Genomic DNA, 14,618 nt, shown 5'->3' on the forward strand with positions numbered 1-14,618 from the left:
AATGTATCTTTGAGGGAAATACTACTATAAAACTATGAACGGAACATTAAATAAAGTAATGCTAATAGGCCATTTAGGAGACGATGTAAAAATGCATTATTTTGATGGCGGAAATTGCATTGGGCGTTTTCAGCTTGCTACAAATGAAGTTTATATTAATAAAACGACTAACGAAAAAATAACTTCAACAGAATGGCACAATTTAGTTGTGCGTAATAAAGCTGCTGAAATTTGTGAAAAATATTTGTCTAAAGGAGATAAAATATATATTGAAGGGCGTATAAAATCTCGTCAATGGCAAGCTGAAGATGGTACAACCAAATATACCACAGAAATTCAGGTTACCGAGTTTACTTTCTTGACTACCAAAAAAGAAACTGGAAATCATAGACCAAATCACGATTCAGAATCGCCAAAAAGTACTAACTTTGACGCGGCTAACGAAGGCTTGCCTATTAATGACTTGCCTTTTTGATTGTTTAACTAATCTTTTTTAATTTGGACCCAGAGCCCAGTTTACTCTTATCTACCACTCTAGACATCAATTTAATAATTGGTTTTGTCGGAATTTTTATTTTGCTGTTTTTATCGGCAATTGTTTCAGGTGCCGAAGTAGCACTTTTTTCACTATCTCAAAAAGACATTGATGATGCCTTGAATGAGAACCTTCCGAAAGGAAAAATTATCTCAAATCTTTTAGATAAACCCAAAAAATTACTTGCAACATTATTGGTTGCTAATAATTTCCTGAATATTGGAGTTGTTATTTTGTTCTCCTTTATCGGACAAAATATCTTTGACCAAATTGATTCGCCGGTTTTAAAATTTATTTTAGAAGTAATTCTCGTTACTTTTCTGATTTTATTATTTGCAGAAGTTTTGCCTAAAGTTTACGCAAGCCGAAACAATATAAAGTTTGCAAAACGCGTTGCATATCCAATCGCTGTTTTAGACAAAGTATTATCGCCAATAAGTTTGCCAATGCGCAGTATTACGCTGTATTTGCAGAATAAATTAGGGAAACAAAAGAATAGTTTTTCTATAAATCAGCTTTCGCAGGCGCTGGAATTGACAGATTCTGAAGGAACATCAAGCGAGGAACAAAAAATACTAGAAGGAATTGTTTCTTTTGGAAATACAGACACAAAACAGGTTATGAGTCCAAGAATTGATATTTTTGCATTAGAAATATCAGAAACATTTAAATCGATTTATCCTAAGATAATTGAAAAAGGTTTTTCGAGAATTCCTGTTTACAGAGATAATATTGATCAAATAGAAGGCGTTTTATTCGTAAAAGATTTATTGCCTCATATTGATAAAGAAGAGTTTGACTGGACAGCTTTAATGAGAAAAGCTTTTTTTGTTCCTGAGAATAAAAAATTAGACAATCTATTGAAGGATTTTCAAAGTCTTAAAAGCCATTTGGCAATTGTCGTTGATGAATATGGAGGAACCTCAGGATTGGTTTCTTTAGAAGATGTAATAGAGGAAATTGTTGGAGATATAAGCGATGAATTTGACGATGAAAATTTGAATTTTTCCCAGATTGATGAAAGAAATTTTCTTTTTGAAGGAAAAATTAATATGAAAGATTTCTACAGAATAATCGATGTTAACGAAGATATTTTTGAATCTCACAAAGGAGAAGCAGAAACTTTGGCGGGTTTTATTTTAGAAATTTTGGGTAATTTCCCTAAAAAAGATCAAAAAGTAGCTTTTGAAAACTGTGTTTTTACAATAGAAACAGTTGACAAAAAACGTATAAAACAAATAAAAGTAACAATAGATTAAAATGCTTAAAAGATTATTTTCGGTAGCGACAATTTTACTAACATTAACCGTTTTGAGTTGTAAAGATGATGTGGTGCCAAAGCCTGCAAGTTTTTTACGTTTAGATTATCCCGAAGCGAAGTATGTTAATTTTGCTAATAATTGTCCGTTTAGTTTCGAAATGAACGAAAATGCGGTTATTAAAGGAGAAAAAGATTGTGGATTTGCAATTACGTATCCTAAAATGAAAGCGACGATTTATTTGACTTATAAGCCTGTAAATGGCGATATTCAGAAGTTATTAAAAGATGCTCAGAAATTAACGTACGAACATGTTATTAAAGCCGATGATATATTAGAACAACCGTATTTAAACCCACAAAAAAAGGTTTACGGAATGTTTTATCAAGTTGACGGAAATGCGGCTACAAACTCGCAATTTTACGTAACAGACAGTACGAAACATTTTATAACAGGATCGGTTTATTTTTATGCAAAACCTAATTTTGATTCTGTTATGCCAGCGGCTAGTTATATCAAAAATGATATGCAAAGATTGATGGAAACACTGAAGTGGAAATAAATGAAATAACAATATTAAAAAAAGGCGTTCAATTTGAGCGCCTTTTTTATGTTTAATAAATGTGTTTAGAGTTTAGGATGCTGAAAAAGCATCGGTTATAAATTCCTGAAGTCCTGCTTCTTCGAGTATTTCGATCGAAAATTCTCCAAAACGTTTTGGAAGCCAGATAATTCTAACGCCACTTGGCGAGTTAAGATCTTCTTTTGACAAAGTATTTCCGTTTTCGTCCTCTGGTTGAACGCCAGAAGCAACCAATTCGTCAAAAGCAGCTTCGATATCTGGAGTTGAATAACAATGGCGATAAATTGTTCCTTCGCCTTTTGCGTCCAGTAAATTTTTTAGATTTCCAGAGAAAGGCTGCACAAGCATAAAACGTTCCTGATCCATTTTTACAACGGCATAAGTAACGTGCAATTCATCTCTTTGCCAAGTGAATGTTTTTGAAATCTCGGCTTTAAAGATTTTTGCATAATAGTCACAAGCCACTTGTAGGTCGTTAACTAAAATATCTATGTGACTAAATTTAAGGTCCATTGTTTATGATTGTATATTGATGATTATAATGTTAGTGGGGGAATTATAAGCTAAAATATAATTTTGAAAATGATTCACAAAAAAAACAGTAGTAATCCGGAGTTTGCTACTGTTTAGAATTCTATTTTTCAATCCTTTTTTATGATTAGATTTTCTAATTTTAATTATTGAAAAGCTATTGGTTAGCTTCTTCCCAATTTATGAATCCAGAAGTCCATTCGTAATGATTTAATTTGCATTCGTTTATTTGGAAACACTTCTCGTCAAATTTATTAAATCCAGGTAAGTCTTTTAATTTTTGTATTACGGATTTTGCTTCTTCATATGTACTAAAAACACCAATAAATTTTACTTCTTCTATTTCTTCTATTTCGTAAATATGTTCTAAAATATATACATTCTCCATAATTTTAATTAAGTTGTTGTTTTAAACAACAATGTTTTATGGTTGTTTTTTAGATGAAGTTGTAAATAAAAACTCGTTCTCTTAACAAGAACGTTTGTTAATATTTGATATTGACTTAATTACGATTTGATATTCGAAACTTTATATGTTTTTCCGTCTCCAGTTGCTTGAACAGTTTTGGTTAGATTTTCTTGATTTAGAACCGTTTTGTCAAATACAACAGTAGCAGTTTTTTTGTCAAAATCAACAGTCGCTTTTTCTACTCCGTCAAGATTTGATAATTCTTTTTCGATTGTTTTTGCACATCCCATCGCGCAAGTCATTCCTTCGATTTCAAAACTTGCAGTTTGTACATTTTCGGCTGCAATCGCTTTGTGTTCTTTTGAAGCTGCTTCAATCGGTTTTATATTGGCTAAATTTTTATCTTCTTCTTTTTTGCAGCTTACAAATACTAAACCCGCAATTGCTAATGATGCTACGATTTTTGTGAATTTCATTATATCTAATTTTAGTTATCAAAAAATGTTATTGCAAAATTAGCAAAATCGAGAGGTTAATTCATGAAAATAGTACAAATTTGCATCAAAATAGTATTTATGGATGCAAAACAATTAAAATGGGCTTATTTATTGGTTCTTTCACTAATTTGGGGAAGTTCTTTTATTTTAATCAAACGCGGATTAGTAGGCTTAACTGCGGTTCAGGTTGGTTCGTTCCGAATTATTTTTGCAGCACTATTTTTGTTGATTATTGGTTTCAAAAGTTTGAAGAAAATTTCGCGTCGTCAATGGAAATTTGTTGCGATAACGTCAGTTTTTGGAACTTTTACGCCGGCATATCTTTTTGCAATTGCAGAAACCGAAGTTGACAGTTCGATCGTAGCTATTTTAAATTCGCTTACGCCTTTAAATACTTTAGTTTTAGGAATTATTGTTTTTGGAATCCAATTTCAAAAACGTCAGGTTCTGGGAGTTTTTGTTGGACTTATTGGATGTTTGTTACTGGTTTTAAGCGGAGCTTCATCACATCCTGGACAAAATTATTATTATGTAATTCTGGTTGTAATTGCAACGCTTTGTTATGCGATAAATGTCAATTTGATCAAGAAATATTTATCCGATTTAAATTCCCTAAGTATTACAACAGGAAACTTTGCTGTTTTGCTTTTACCAGCTTTAATTATTTTAAGTACAACAGATATTACGCAAAGAATAAGTTTTGAAGCAACACAACATTCTATTTTATTTGTAATGATTTTAGGGGTTTTAGGAACCGGAATCGCGAATGTTTTGTTCTTTAAATTGATCCAAATGTCATCGCCGGTTTTTGCAACATCAGTAACCTATTTAATTCCGATAGTAGCATTTTTCTGGGGATTATTAGATAACGAAATGCTAACGCCAATTCAGTTTTTTGGAGCGTTTATTATTTTGATTGGAGTTTATTTGTCGGCGAAGAAATAAGTTTTGGTTTGAAATGTTTTTTCGGATTCTAATATTTTTTAGGAGCTAATCCCGCACCCGAGCCTGAAAGTGCGAACTGGCGAAGCAATCCGTTTCAATCTTTTGTCCGCCGCGGCGGACACAAAAGGATTTTCTCCCGACACTTCGGGACTATCGGGGCTAGGGCAATCATTTTTCCAAGAATATTTTCGTTAAGTTTGTTGTTTCGCGTTGATTCAATAAACTATAAGCTTTGTTAAGAATTTGGACTAAATAGATTTATTTATCTATTTGTTTAATAAAATATTTTTGTAGTCATTTTCATTCTTTTTTAGGTATCTTCGTAATCCTAATAGTTAAGATTATGAACTCAGAAAAAAGATTTACCCGTGTGGTATGGTGGCGGTATTGGAAACAACCGTAACGCTTTCTTAACAGCGTAGGACACCTTAGCTATGCGGGTTTTATTTTCCCTAAAGTTAAGAATTATGAGTACAAACACCCTTTCAAAAGAAACAGAACTGAGATTGGCAGATTTTTTCAACAATTCTGTCGATGCTAAGTTTATGGCAAAAACAATTCGGCAAGTAAATTACATGCTTGTTTTAAGCTTAATGCGAGAATGTGAAACTTTGGAGATTGATAAAAGAAGTCTTGAAAACGGCTTTTATTGGTTAAATGAATTAGCCGAAATTCTAAATCCTTATTTAAACGTTGAATGATTAAATAATAAAGGCTGTCGTAATTGACAGCCTTTATTGTTTTTACGAATTTTTGTCATTCCGAGGAACGAGGAATCTCCGCAAGAAACTAACGCAAAGTATTTCAAAAATTGTCGAGTTACTTGCGAGGATTTCTCCTCCGTCGAAATGACAAACTAGACGGAAATCTTCTTTTAAAACGAATTGACCTAGCCCCGATAGAAGTGGAAATCCTTTTGTGGCGGGGTTCGCCACAAAAGATTGAAACGGATAGCGGGATTAGCTCCTAAAAAAAAATGCTTTTATCATAGAAATCGGGATGACAATGATTATTTTGTGTGAAATAATTTTGAAACTTTTGAGGCTTCGACTTCACTCAGCCTGACAAAAAAGAGCATAAAAAAAGCTTTGTCAAAGTTGAAAACTTTGACAAAGCTTCTAAAAATCTTAGTAGCTCAGAATCTCAGCGCCTCAGAACCTTTGTCCCTTTGAGCCTTTGCATCTTTGAACCTTCCTAAAGAAAATCTGCGTCAGAAACTCCTTCGTTGATCTTAATGTCAGACATTTTAATATCTAATTCAAAGCCTACATTTTGAACGATGTTAAAAGGAACTTTAATACCTTTTACTTCTTTGTAGTCATTGAAGTTTGTGATTTGTGTTGTTGATTTTCCAGCTTGTTCGCGAACTTTAGATTCGGCTACTTTCAAGCCAGATTTAACATCGTAGAAATAAGTTGTTTTACCTTCTTTTATAGCATAAGCATCGTTGCCATTTACAGGCTCGATTCTGTCAACTTTTAAATCTGTTCTTTTTACCAATTGTAATTCTTCAAATGGAGCAGCGCTTGCTTTCATTTCGGCAAGATCAGCGCCTTCAAGATTTTTGCGTTGTCCTTGTTGTTCGATATAAGCACCTTTATCGTTCACAACTTGTTTCATTAAATTCATTGTTCCCATTGCAAGAGAAACCATCATTTTTCCTTTCGAATCTAATTTAGACGTAAAAGTCAAAGGAGTCGGCGCTTGCGGAATCGAAGTTGATCCGTTCATTGCCAATGTTTTTACAGTCGAAACTGCTTTTTCTCCACCAATTGCTTTAAGGTAATTTTCAAAAACAGTTTTTGCTGTAATTCCTGCAGGAACTTCTTTTGTAGTAGCAGGTTTTTCAACAGAATTTCCGAATCTGTCAAAGTAGAAAATCGGAAGTTGAGTTTTTTCTAAACCAGAAATAACATCAGAACCTTTTCCAACAATTACAATTCTCATATTATCTAATAAGAAATATTTGTTGGCTACACGAAGAATATCATCAGCAGTAACATTGTTGATGGTTTGAATGTATTTTTCGTAGAAATCAGCAGGAAGTTTTTCTGTTTCAATGTTTAAGGCGTATCTGGCAACGGTTTGTGGTTTTTCAACCTGCATTACAAATCGGCCAATATATCCGGCTTTTACATTTTTTAGAACATCTTCAGAAACTTTTTCAGTTCTGATTCTTTTGATTTCTTTTACAAATTGAACTACAGCGCTATCAGTTACAGTGTTTCTAACGGCAGACGAAGCTTTGAATTTAGTAGTGTATTTTCCGGTTCCAATGCTTGAACTAGCGCCGTATGTCCATGCGTGTTGTTCACGTAAATTCATGTTTAGGTAACTGTTAAAATCTCCACCTAAAATTTGATTTGCAATTACTGCAGGGAAAAAATCAGGATCGCTCATTTTTAAATTCACCGTATTAACTAATGAAATTTCAGATTGAACCGCATTTGGAACGTCAACAAAATCAATTTGAAGTTTTGATACGTTTTCAGGACTTGGATAAGTATTTTTTGGAGCAGCTTGTTTTTTCCAACCACCAAAAAGTTTTTCTACTGCAGCTTTTGTTTCTTTGAATTTAATATCTCCAATAACAACTAAATAAGCATTTTCAGGAACAAAATAAGTTGCATAATTTGCCTGAACATCAGCAAGAGTAACGTTTTTTACTGTTTCTTCAGAAATATATTCTCCAGATGGATGACTTTTTCCAAAAGTTAAAACATCAACAACGCGATTTGCGATTGCAGGAACACTTTTTTCATCGGCTTTAAGCCCTTCAAGTAGTTTTGCTTTCTCTTTATCAAATTCAGTTTGAGTAAAATTAGGTTGTAAAGCTCCTTCGGCTAAAAGCTCTAAAACACGCCCTGAATATTTAGAAAGTGAACTTGCATAAGCGCCGGAAGAGGTGAAATTGATACTTGCGCCATAAAAGTCAATCTCTTCATTAAAAGCTTCTTTCGTGGTTTTTTTCGTTCCGTTACCAATTAAACTGCTGGTTAATTCATCAACACCTTTTTTATTTCCTTCTGTAAAAGGAGCATTGTCTAAGGTAAGATTAAAGCTAACTCTTGGTAATTTATGATTTTCAACTACCAAAACTTTCATGCCGTTTGCCAAAACAAAAGTTTGCGGTTTTTTGATGTTGACTACGGGTGAATTTCCAGGTTTTGGTTGTGGTCGATCTTGTGCTTGCATAATTCCAGTCAGGAATAAAAGGATTAAAAATGTATGTATTTTTTTCATGATTCGATAGACTTAGTTTTGAGCTTTGGTTGAAGGAATGTAATCTAAAATTAAACGTTGGTTAGGATTTAAATACTTTTTGGCTACTTCTCTAATTTCTTCTCTTGTAATAGAGTGGTAAAGGTCAATCTCTGTATTAATCAGATTTACATCTCCATAAAGTAAATAATAAGAAGCTAGGTTTTCAGCAATTCCTTCTACGCTTGCATTTGCATTCACAAAATTATTATCGAATTTGTTTTGTAATTTTTGATAGTCTTTTTCAGAAATCAAATCAGTTTGGATTTTTACGATTTCCTCGTCCATTTCTTTCAAAATGTCGGCTGTTGTGTTTGGAGCCATTGGCAAACCATACAAAATGTACATTCCGTAATCTTCCTGACTAAATCCAACAGCACCAATTTGAAGCGCCATTTTTTTGTCGTCAACTATTTTTTTGTACAATTTAGAACTTTTTCCATCACTTAAATAAGAAGAGATTAAATCAAGAACTCTTGCGTCTCTCGTTTTCATTGAAGGCGTTCTGTAAGAAGCAACAATCATTGGGATCTGGATATTTGGATCTTCGTAAGTTGCTTTTATAGTTTGGTTTATTGGTTCTTCTACAAAAGTTTGTTTCTTAACGTCTTCACCTCTTGGGATTGTTGCAAAATATTTCTGAATCCATTCTTTGGTTTTGGTTTTATCGAAATCTCCGGCAACAACTAAAACAGCATTATTTGGAGTATAAAACTTTTTATTGAAAGCTTTAAATTCTTCAAGAGTTGCTGCATCAAGATCTTTCATAGAACCGATAGTTGTCCAGCGATATGGGTGATTTTTGAACATGTTTTTTTTCACCTCAGGAAGGATATTTCCGTAAGGTTGATTGTCATAACGCATTCTTTTTTCTTCTTTAACAACTTCATTTTGTGTTTCAACACCTATTTTATTAATAACAGGATGCATTAATCGCTCAGATTCCATCCATAAACCAAGTTCTAAACTGTTTGATGGAAAAACTTCATAATAATAAGTTCTGTCGTCTGTTGTGTTGGCATTATTTACACCTCCGTTGGCAGTAACGATTTTCATCCATTCGCCACGTTTTATATTTTCTGTTCCTTCAAATAATAAATGCTCAAAGAAATGTGCAAAACCTGTACGATCAGGACGCTCATCTTTTGAACCTACGTGATACATTACTGAGGTTATCACAACCGGAGCCGATGGATCGTTATGCAAAATAACATGCATACCGTTATCTAAATTGTATTCTTCAAAAGCTACCTTTTGAGCATGAGCTACTCCGCCGAGCATAAGTGCTGCACTTAACATCATTATTGAATTTTTCATAAAGATTAATAATTTATATTACCTAATATGTAGGTAGCAAAGAGTTGGTTATCGTTACATCAAAAATAACTTTTTTTATTATCATTTGGAGATTCTGTACTATTTTGATGACACTTTAACAGTATTTTACATCAGATTGAGTTTTTTTAATGGGAGAAATGCCTTGAAAAACAGAGTTTAAGGAGAAAAAAATATTTTTGGAATAAGAGATTGCACAGTAAATTATTAATTGTATATTTGCAACCTTAAAAATCAATAAATCAATTTGGTATGTATGCAATCGTAGAGATAGCAGGGCAACAATTCAAAGTAAGCAAAGACTTAAAGGTTTATGTTAACCGTTTGGCTAATGAAGAAGGTTCAAAAATTTCTTTTGACAAAGTTCTTTTATTAGACGATAATGGAAATGTAACTTTAGGCGCCCCAGCTATAGAAGGTGCTTCAGTAGAAGCTAAAGTGTTACAACACTTAAAAGGAGATAAAGTTATCGTTTTCAAAAAGAAAAGAAGAAAAGGATACAAAAAGAGAAATGGTCACAGACAATATCTTACTCAAATTGTAATTGAAGGTATTACTGCAGCAGGAGGAACTAAAAAAGCAGCAGCTAAAAAAGCAGTTGTGGCAGAAGAAGTAGCTACTGAAGAAGTAGAAGCTCCTAAAGCTAAAAAAGCAGCTCCAAAAGCAAAAAAAGAAGCTACTAAAGAATAATAACAATATTTAAACTCATACGTCATGGCTCACAAGAAAGGTGTCGGTAGTTCGAAGAATGGTAGAGAATCAGAATCAAAACGTTTAGGCGTTAAGATTTTTGGAGGTCAAGCTGCTATTGCTGGGAACATCATCGTTAGACAAAGAGGTTCAAAACATAATCCAGGTGAGAACGTTTACATCAGTAAAGATCACACACTACACGCAAGAGTAGCTGGAGTTGTTAAGTTCCAAAAGAAAAAAGATAACAAATCTTATGTATCTATTCTTCCATTCGAAGCATAATCATTAGACTACTTATTACAAAACCCGTTCTGAAAAGAGCGGGTTTTTTGTTTTATACAGAATAGTAATTATTTGTATTTTTGGTTGGATTAATCTACCCAAATTTTGAAAAAAATAGTTTTCCTTTTATTTCTTTTTTGTACAAATCTGTTTGCAAAAGAAATTCATCCTGCAGAACAAACTGCATCCTTAAATGATTCTCAAAAAAAGATATTATACGAATTTGCGATCTTGCAAAAAAGAGGTTCTGATGCAAATGTATATTGGCAAAAGCATAAGAATCAGTTTTCTGAACTAAATGATACAGTAAGAAACCAATTAGCAAATGAAATTTATGCTAATTCTCATATAGTCTACGTTCCTATAAAAAATTCAGCTGTTCAATTATGGATGCAGACGCAATCTCTAACCAATTGGATGTTGTATTTCGCCGCATTTATTGCAATTTGTTCCATAATAGGCTTGTTGCGCAATTATTGGAATTCATTGATAGATATTCTCATAAAGCAGTTTGCGCCTTTATTCAGACTTTTGTTTTCTGCAATTTTATTAACGTATGAAATGTTGTTAGTAGGTATTGCGTGTGTTGTTTGGGGATGTTTTATAGAAGAAATGACATTGCGTACAATAGTAATTCATACAGGTTTATTTTTATTATGGAGCCAGTCGACAGCGATTTTTACCCGAAAGTATTTGGTGCAGAAGTATATTTTTGAAATTAAGAATAATTTCTGGGGAAATGATAAGTGGGAAACTGTAAAAACAATTTGTCTGCCGGCTATAATAGTTACTTTGGCTTTGTTTTATCTTTTGTGTAAAATTCCGGGAGATACTCTGTATAATTATGAAATTGTTGTGGTGGCTATGGCGGCAATTTGTGCTTTGCCTTTTTGGCGAATTTTGGAGAAATATATGTATCCAATTCTTATACCGTACAAAGAGAAAGATGCTTTTATCGAAAGAAGTGTTTATTCGCTTGCAACCTGCGTTGTTTTGGCGCTTATCATTGATGGTTTTCTTATTTGGCAGCAGAATATAATTTTCTCGTATGTAATAACAGCTTTGACGAGCTTGTTGATTATATCATTTTTGTTGTTGTCGCTTAAGGATAACTATAAACGCAATTATAAGAATTACTATTATTTGTCATTCGTGACAACTCTCTTTTTTGTGGCGGTTTTGTTTTATAGTTTTCAGATTCATTCTGCTGAAATGATCTGGGCTTCACTAATTGGAGTAAGTATTTTTATCGTAATTAAATACTGGGAAATCCCAACGTTTTTCTTTAGTTGGAAAAGAAGTAATACATGGACTTGGGGATTTTTAGGAATGGCAGCTTTATTGTGGTTACTGGCAAAAGGTATTTTGTATGTTTCGGGGATGCTGTATTTGTAGTTTTTAGGTTTGTTTTGCTCTTTTAAAGCTTCTGAGTTAAAAAAAACCTTTGTCAAAGTTTTAAACTTTGACAAAGGTCTACATCTTTAAAATTGGAATTTGGAGTTTTAAAATTTGGATTTTACTTCTTTTTATTCCTCGGTATCTTTTGTTTCTTCTAGATCATTAGATTTTCTGCCTAATTTTATCTTTGGATTGTCTTGCGTTCCGGTTACGGTTAATGGTATTCCGAATATTCCAAGAGGAGGTAAGCCTAAGCGCATTTTTAAGTTCAATTTTCCATCTAAACTTGTTGTGCCTTCAATTCTTGGTCTAAAGCCTGCAAACTTAAATTTAAAACGTTCTACGGTCATTATATTATTCTTGATTGTAGTTTTAATATCAACTTTCGAAAGATCCGGATTTTTCATTGACTCAGAGTTTGTTTCTTTGCTTACAGCATTAAACATTTTTAATCCTCTTACTTTTACATCTTTTATAGAAAGTGTTCCGCCACCAACAAGAGATGGGTAAACCGGATCCATGTTTCCGTTTAAACGACCTTTTAATTGATAATCTACAGAAACAATTCCTTGTGCTTTTTCGGCAGCGCTTGCCATTTTTCTAAAAACTTCAATCTCATTATAAGCTCTTTTAATGTCAAAATCAGAAGCTTTGATGCTGTATTCAAAATTTGCTTTTTTTGGCGTTACAGCCTGATAATTTGCATTCATAGAAACAGCGCAGCCAATTAAATTGAATCCTGTATTTTGCATGGTCAGTTTTCCTTTGTTCATGCTTAGATTTCCAACAGCATTTTGAAGATTCAATTTGTCAAAATTTACTTTTTGAGCATTTGCTGTAAAATTCAAGTTCAAATTAGTTGGAATAATTATAACTCCTTTTTGTACAGGTTGAGTCTGAGGCTGAGTTTCTGTTTTAGTTTCTGTAACAGAAGTATTTGCCGGAGTGCTCGACATAAATTCATCGACATTAATATAGCGCGAAGTAACTTTAAACGAACCTCTTAAAACTCCTGTATTTGTAGTTATATAGTTGAAAACGTTTTGTAAATAACCATTCATTTTAAAATCTGATTGACCATATGCGGCCAAAAAGTTATTGAATGACATTTTATCCTGATTGATTTTAAATATACCTTCTTTAATGACGAATTTCTTCGGAAGATATTCTGATGCTATGCCAATGTTTCTAAGTTCAAGAGTTCCTTTGTTGTAAAGTTTGCGGTAATTTCCTTTTTCGGCATCGCTTTGTTTACCTTTCAAAACTACATCGGCTTTTACAAAACCATCAAGGTCAAGTCCTTTTTGAGAGAAAACTTTATAGATTTTATTGACATCCAATTCTCCTTTTGCTTTAATATCATACGTTAAATCATTGAAGTTGCTTAGATCAGCTTCAACAAAAACAGGTTTTCCTTCAAAAGTAAATTGAGCTGGTTTTAGGTTTACTTTTAAATCGCTAAAAGTTCCTTTTTGATTCTCAATCTTAGATTTTATTGTAATATTTGTGATTGGATTTGGATAATATGGAGTTTTTAAATAACCATTTTCCAAGTCAATAACTCCATTTGTAACTGGGAGAATTTTATTTTTCGGATCAAATATTCCGTTTGCTTTTACATCTCCGGCTAAATTTCCTTTTAGTACAACATTCGGAATCCCAAGTGCCTGCATTAATTTTCCAAGATCAATTTTAGCTTTAAAATCAGCATTAATATCTGGTTTATTCACGCCTTTAACGTAGAACTTTGATTTTAAATAATCTTTGTTAATGTTTAAAGATAAATTTTTGGCATCAACAATAACAAGATCCGGATTCAAAGACGGAACTTTTGTTTTAATTTCTAAATTAAGATTCGAAACCGGAAAAGGGCTTTTGTTATAATTGACAAATCCGCTATCTATTTTGACATCCAGATTAAGATCCGGCGCTATATTTTGCGAGGCAATATAATCTCCTTTTAAAGTAAAAAGTAAATTAGTATTTCCTTTCAATTCGGTTTTAGAAAGCCAGGTAATATATTTTGGAGGAAAAGCAGTAAAAACATCATGTAAATCACTATTGTCTGATTTTATGACAAAATCCATGTTGTAACCGTCTTTCAAGAAATTGAATTTTCCTTTAAAATCGACCAAAAGCTGATTGATTTTCAAGTTATTTTGTTCAAAAAAGAAAGATAAAGAGTTTACGTTTACTTTGGTAATCAAATCAGCGTCAACTTTTTTGTTCATTAAATAAGGTTCGCCTTCGTAAACGATATTTAATTTTTCGATTTTGGCTTTTGAATACAAGTCAAAAACGGCTTTGTTTAAATCTCCTTTTCCTAGATAATCAAATCCAAAAGCGTCAAAATGAACTTTAGTCGATTTATCGTCGTAGATTATTTTACTGTTTAATATCTCGATTCTCTCGAGTTTTAAAGCCGTTTCAGAGCTGTCTTTAGAAGTTTCGGCTTTAGGAGATGATTTGTAAATGTTGTAGTTTGCTTCTCCTTTTTCATTTACTTTCACGTTAATGAAGGAATCCGATAAATAAATCTGGTCGATTTTTACCTCTTTACTAAAAACTAAACTTGCTACATTTATTCCAAAAGAAACCTCTTTTGCCGTGATGAATTTTTCGTCTTTATATGGAGCTGATCCGTTAAGATTTAAATCGCTTAAAGTTAAAGTCAGCGAAGGAAAATGCTGAAAAAACGAAACGGAAACATCAGAATAATTTAATTCTGCACTAAGTTTTTCGTTGGCCGTTTTTTTAATTTGCTCCTTAATTTTATCAGCAAAAACAATAGGAGTCAGGAATAATAATCCTATAATAACAACAAATGTGATTCCTAAATATTTAGCCGTTTTTAATAAAATGGACTTAGTTTTGTTTCCAGACATAACAA

At 32.7% G+C, this 14,618-nt stretch carries 14 protein-coding genes; 8 read left to right on the forward strand and 6 right to left on the reverse strand.

From position 1 onward, the window contains the following. The first annotated feature begins 34 nt into the window (after nucleotides 1-34). Genes ssb through gldD form a run of 3 tightly spaced genes read left to right on the forward strand, consistent with a single transcriptional unit; the run spans nucleotide 35 to nucleotide 2,356 of the window. Entirely contained in the window at nucleotides 35-475 is a 441-nt protein-coding gene (gene ssb, locus WN975_RS22360) for a single-stranded DNA-binding protein (protein WP_099710642.1), read from the forward strand. A 23-nt stretch (nucleotides 476-498) separates the two neighbouring features. After that, nucleotides 499-1,794, forward strand: a complete 1,296-nt coding sequence (locus tag WN975_RS22365) for a gliding motility-associated protein GldE (RefSeq protein ID WP_099710643.1) — start codon at nucleotides 499-501, stop codon at nucleotides 1,792-1,794. 1 nt (nucleotide 1,795) lies between these two features. Continuing rightward, complete coding sequence (gene gldD, locus WN975_RS22370) at nucleotides 1,796-2,356, forward strand: gliding motility lipoprotein GldD (RefSeq protein WP_099710644.1); 561 nt, start codon at nucleotides 1,796-1,798, stop codon at nucleotides 2,354-2,356. A 72-nt stretch (nucleotides 2,357-2,428) separates the two neighbouring features. Here the strand turns inward: gldD and WN975_RS22375 are convergent, their stop codons facing one another. From WN975_RS22375 to WN975_RS22385, 3 genes are all read right to left on the reverse strand, one after another. Then, nucleotides 2,429-2,890, reverse strand: coding sequence for a VOC family protein (locus WN975_RS22375; protein WP_337968415.1), 462 nt, complete (start codon nucleotides 2,888-2,890; stop codon nucleotides 2,429-2,431). Between the two features lie 175 nt (nucleotides 2,891-3,065). Further along, complete coding sequence (locus tag WN975_RS22380; RefSeq protein WP_337968416.1) at nucleotides 3,066-3,296, reverse strand: hypothetical protein; 231 nt, start codon at nucleotides 3,294-3,296, stop codon at nucleotides 3,066-3,068. Nucleotides 3,297-3,415: 119 nt separating this feature from the next. Then, the gene (locus WN975_RS22385; RefSeq protein ID WP_337968417.1) at nucleotides 3,416-3,793 is read right to left on the reverse strand and encodes a heavy metal-associated domain-containing protein; all 378 of its coding nucleotides are present in this window, start codon (nucleotides 3,791-3,793) and stop codon (nucleotides 3,416-3,418) included. A 99-nt stretch (nucleotides 3,794-3,892) separates the two neighbouring features. Between WN975_RS22385 and WN975_RS22390 the strand changes: the two genes are divergently transcribed. Next, the gene (locus tag WN975_RS22390) at nucleotides 3,893-4,759 is read left to right on the forward strand and encodes an EamA family transporter (RefSeq protein WP_337969014.1); all 867 of its coding nucleotides are present in this window, start codon (nucleotides 3,893-3,895) and stop codon (nucleotides 4,757-4,759) included. Between the two features lie 467 nt (nucleotides 4,760-5,226). Continuing rightward, entirely contained in the window at nucleotides 5,227-5,460 is a 234-nt protein-coding gene (locus tag WN975_RS22395; RefSeq protein WP_337968418.1) for a hypothetical protein, read from the forward strand. Between the two features lie 493 nt (nucleotides 5,461-5,953). Here WN975_RS22395 and WN975_RS22400 read toward each other — a convergent pair whose 3' ends face one another. Together WN975_RS22400 and WN975_RS22405 are read right to left on the reverse strand one after the other, a co-directional pair. Next, nucleotides 5,954-8,002, reverse strand: coding sequence for a pitrilysin family protein (locus WN975_RS22400; protein WP_337968419.1), 2,049 nt, complete (start codon nucleotides 8,000-8,002; stop codon nucleotides 5,954-5,956). Between the two features lie 12 nt (nucleotides 8,003-8,014). Beyond that, nucleotides 8,015-9,337: a pitrilysin family protein gene (locus WN975_RS22405; protein WP_099710651.1), complete on the reverse strand. Its 1,323-nt coding sequence runs from the start codon at nucleotides 9,335-9,337 to the stop codon at nucleotides 8,015-8,017. Nucleotides 9,338-9,607: 270 nt separating this feature from the next. Here WN975_RS22405 and rplU point away from each other — a divergent pair, with 270 nt between their 5' ends. From rplU to WN975_RS22420, 3 genes are all read left to right on the forward strand, one after another. After that, entirely contained in the window at nucleotides 9,608-10,045 is a 438-nt protein-coding gene (rplU, locus tag WN975_RS22410; protein ID WP_089353040.1) for a 50S ribosomal protein L21, read from the forward strand. A 24-nt stretch (nucleotides 10,046-10,069) separates the two neighbouring features. Continuing rightward, nucleotides 10,070-10,330, forward strand: a complete 261-nt coding sequence (gene rpmA, locus WN975_RS22415) for a 50S ribosomal protein L27 (RefSeq protein ID WP_017497241.1) — start codon at nucleotides 10,070-10,072, stop codon at nucleotides 10,328-10,330. A gap of 105 nt (nucleotides 10,331-10,435) precedes the next feature. Continuing rightward, the gene (locus tag WN975_RS22420; RefSeq protein ID WP_337968420.1) at nucleotides 10,436-11,725 is read left to right on the forward strand and encodes a hypothetical protein; all 1,290 of its coding nucleotides are present in this window, start codon (nucleotides 10,436-10,438) and stop codon (nucleotides 11,723-11,725) included. A 131-nt stretch (nucleotides 11,726-11,856) separates the two neighbouring features. Here the strand turns inward: WN975_RS22420 and WN975_RS22425 are convergent, their stop codons facing one another. After that, nucleotides 11,857-14,613, reverse strand: coding sequence for an AsmA-like C-terminal region-containing protein (locus WN975_RS22425; protein WP_337968421.1), 2,757 nt, complete (start codon nucleotides 14,611-14,613; stop codon nucleotides 11,857-11,859). Nucleotides 14,614-14,618 lie beyond the last annotated feature (5 nt).

Source organism: uncultured Flavobacterium sp., assembly GCF_951805225.1.
Taxonomy (GTDB): domain Bacteria; phylum Bacteroidota; class Bacteroidia; order Flavobacteriales; family Flavobacteriaceae; genus Flavobacterium.

Bases quoted from the DNA above. Each gene is read 5' to 3' on its own strand.
- gldD (WP_099710644.1), top strand. From the start codon at position 1,796: ATGCTTAAAAGATTATTTTCGGTAGCGACAATTTTACTAACATTAACC.
- WN975_RS22395 (WP_337968418.1), top strand. From the start codon at position 5,227: ATGAGTACAAACACCCTTTCAAAAGAAACAGAACTGAGATTGGCAGAT.
- rpmA (WP_017497241.1), top strand. From the start codon at position 10,070: ATGGCTCACAAGAAAGGTGTCGGTAGTTCGAAGAATGGTAGAGAATCA.
- ssb (WP_099710642.1), top strand. From the start codon at position 35: ATGAACGGAACATTAAATAAAGTAATGCTAATAGGCCATTTAGGAGAC.
- WN975_RS22390 (WP_337969014.1), top strand. From the start codon at position 3,893: ATGGATGCAAAACAATTAAAATGGGCTTATTTATTGGTTCTTTCACTA.
- WN975_RS22375 (WP_337968415.1), bottom strand. From the start codon at position 2,890: ATGGACCTTAAATTTAGTCACATAGATATTTTAGTTAACGACCTACAA.
- rplU (WP_089353040.1), top strand. From the start codon at position 9,608: ATGTATGCAATCGTAGAGATAGCAGGGCAACAATTCAAAGTAAGCAAA.
- WN975_RS22405 (WP_099710651.1), bottom strand. From the start codon at position 9,337: ATGAAAAATTCAATAATGATGTTAAGTGCAGCACTTATGCTCGGCGGA.
- WN975_RS22380 (WP_337968416.1), bottom strand. From the start codon at position 3,296: ATGGAGAATGTATATATTTTAGAACATATTTACGAAATAGAAGAAATA.
- WN975_RS22400 (WP_337968419.1), bottom strand. From the start codon at position 8,002: ATGAAAAAAATACATACATTTTTAATCCTTTTATTCCTGACTGGAATT.
- WN975_RS22385 (WP_337968417.1), bottom strand. From the start codon at position 3,793: ATGAAATTCACAAAAATCGTAGCATCATTAGCAATTGCGGGTTTAGTA.
- WN975_RS22425 (WP_337968421.1), bottom strand. From the start codon at position 14,613: ATGTCTGGAAACAAAACTAAGTCCATTTTATTAAAAACGGCTAAATAT.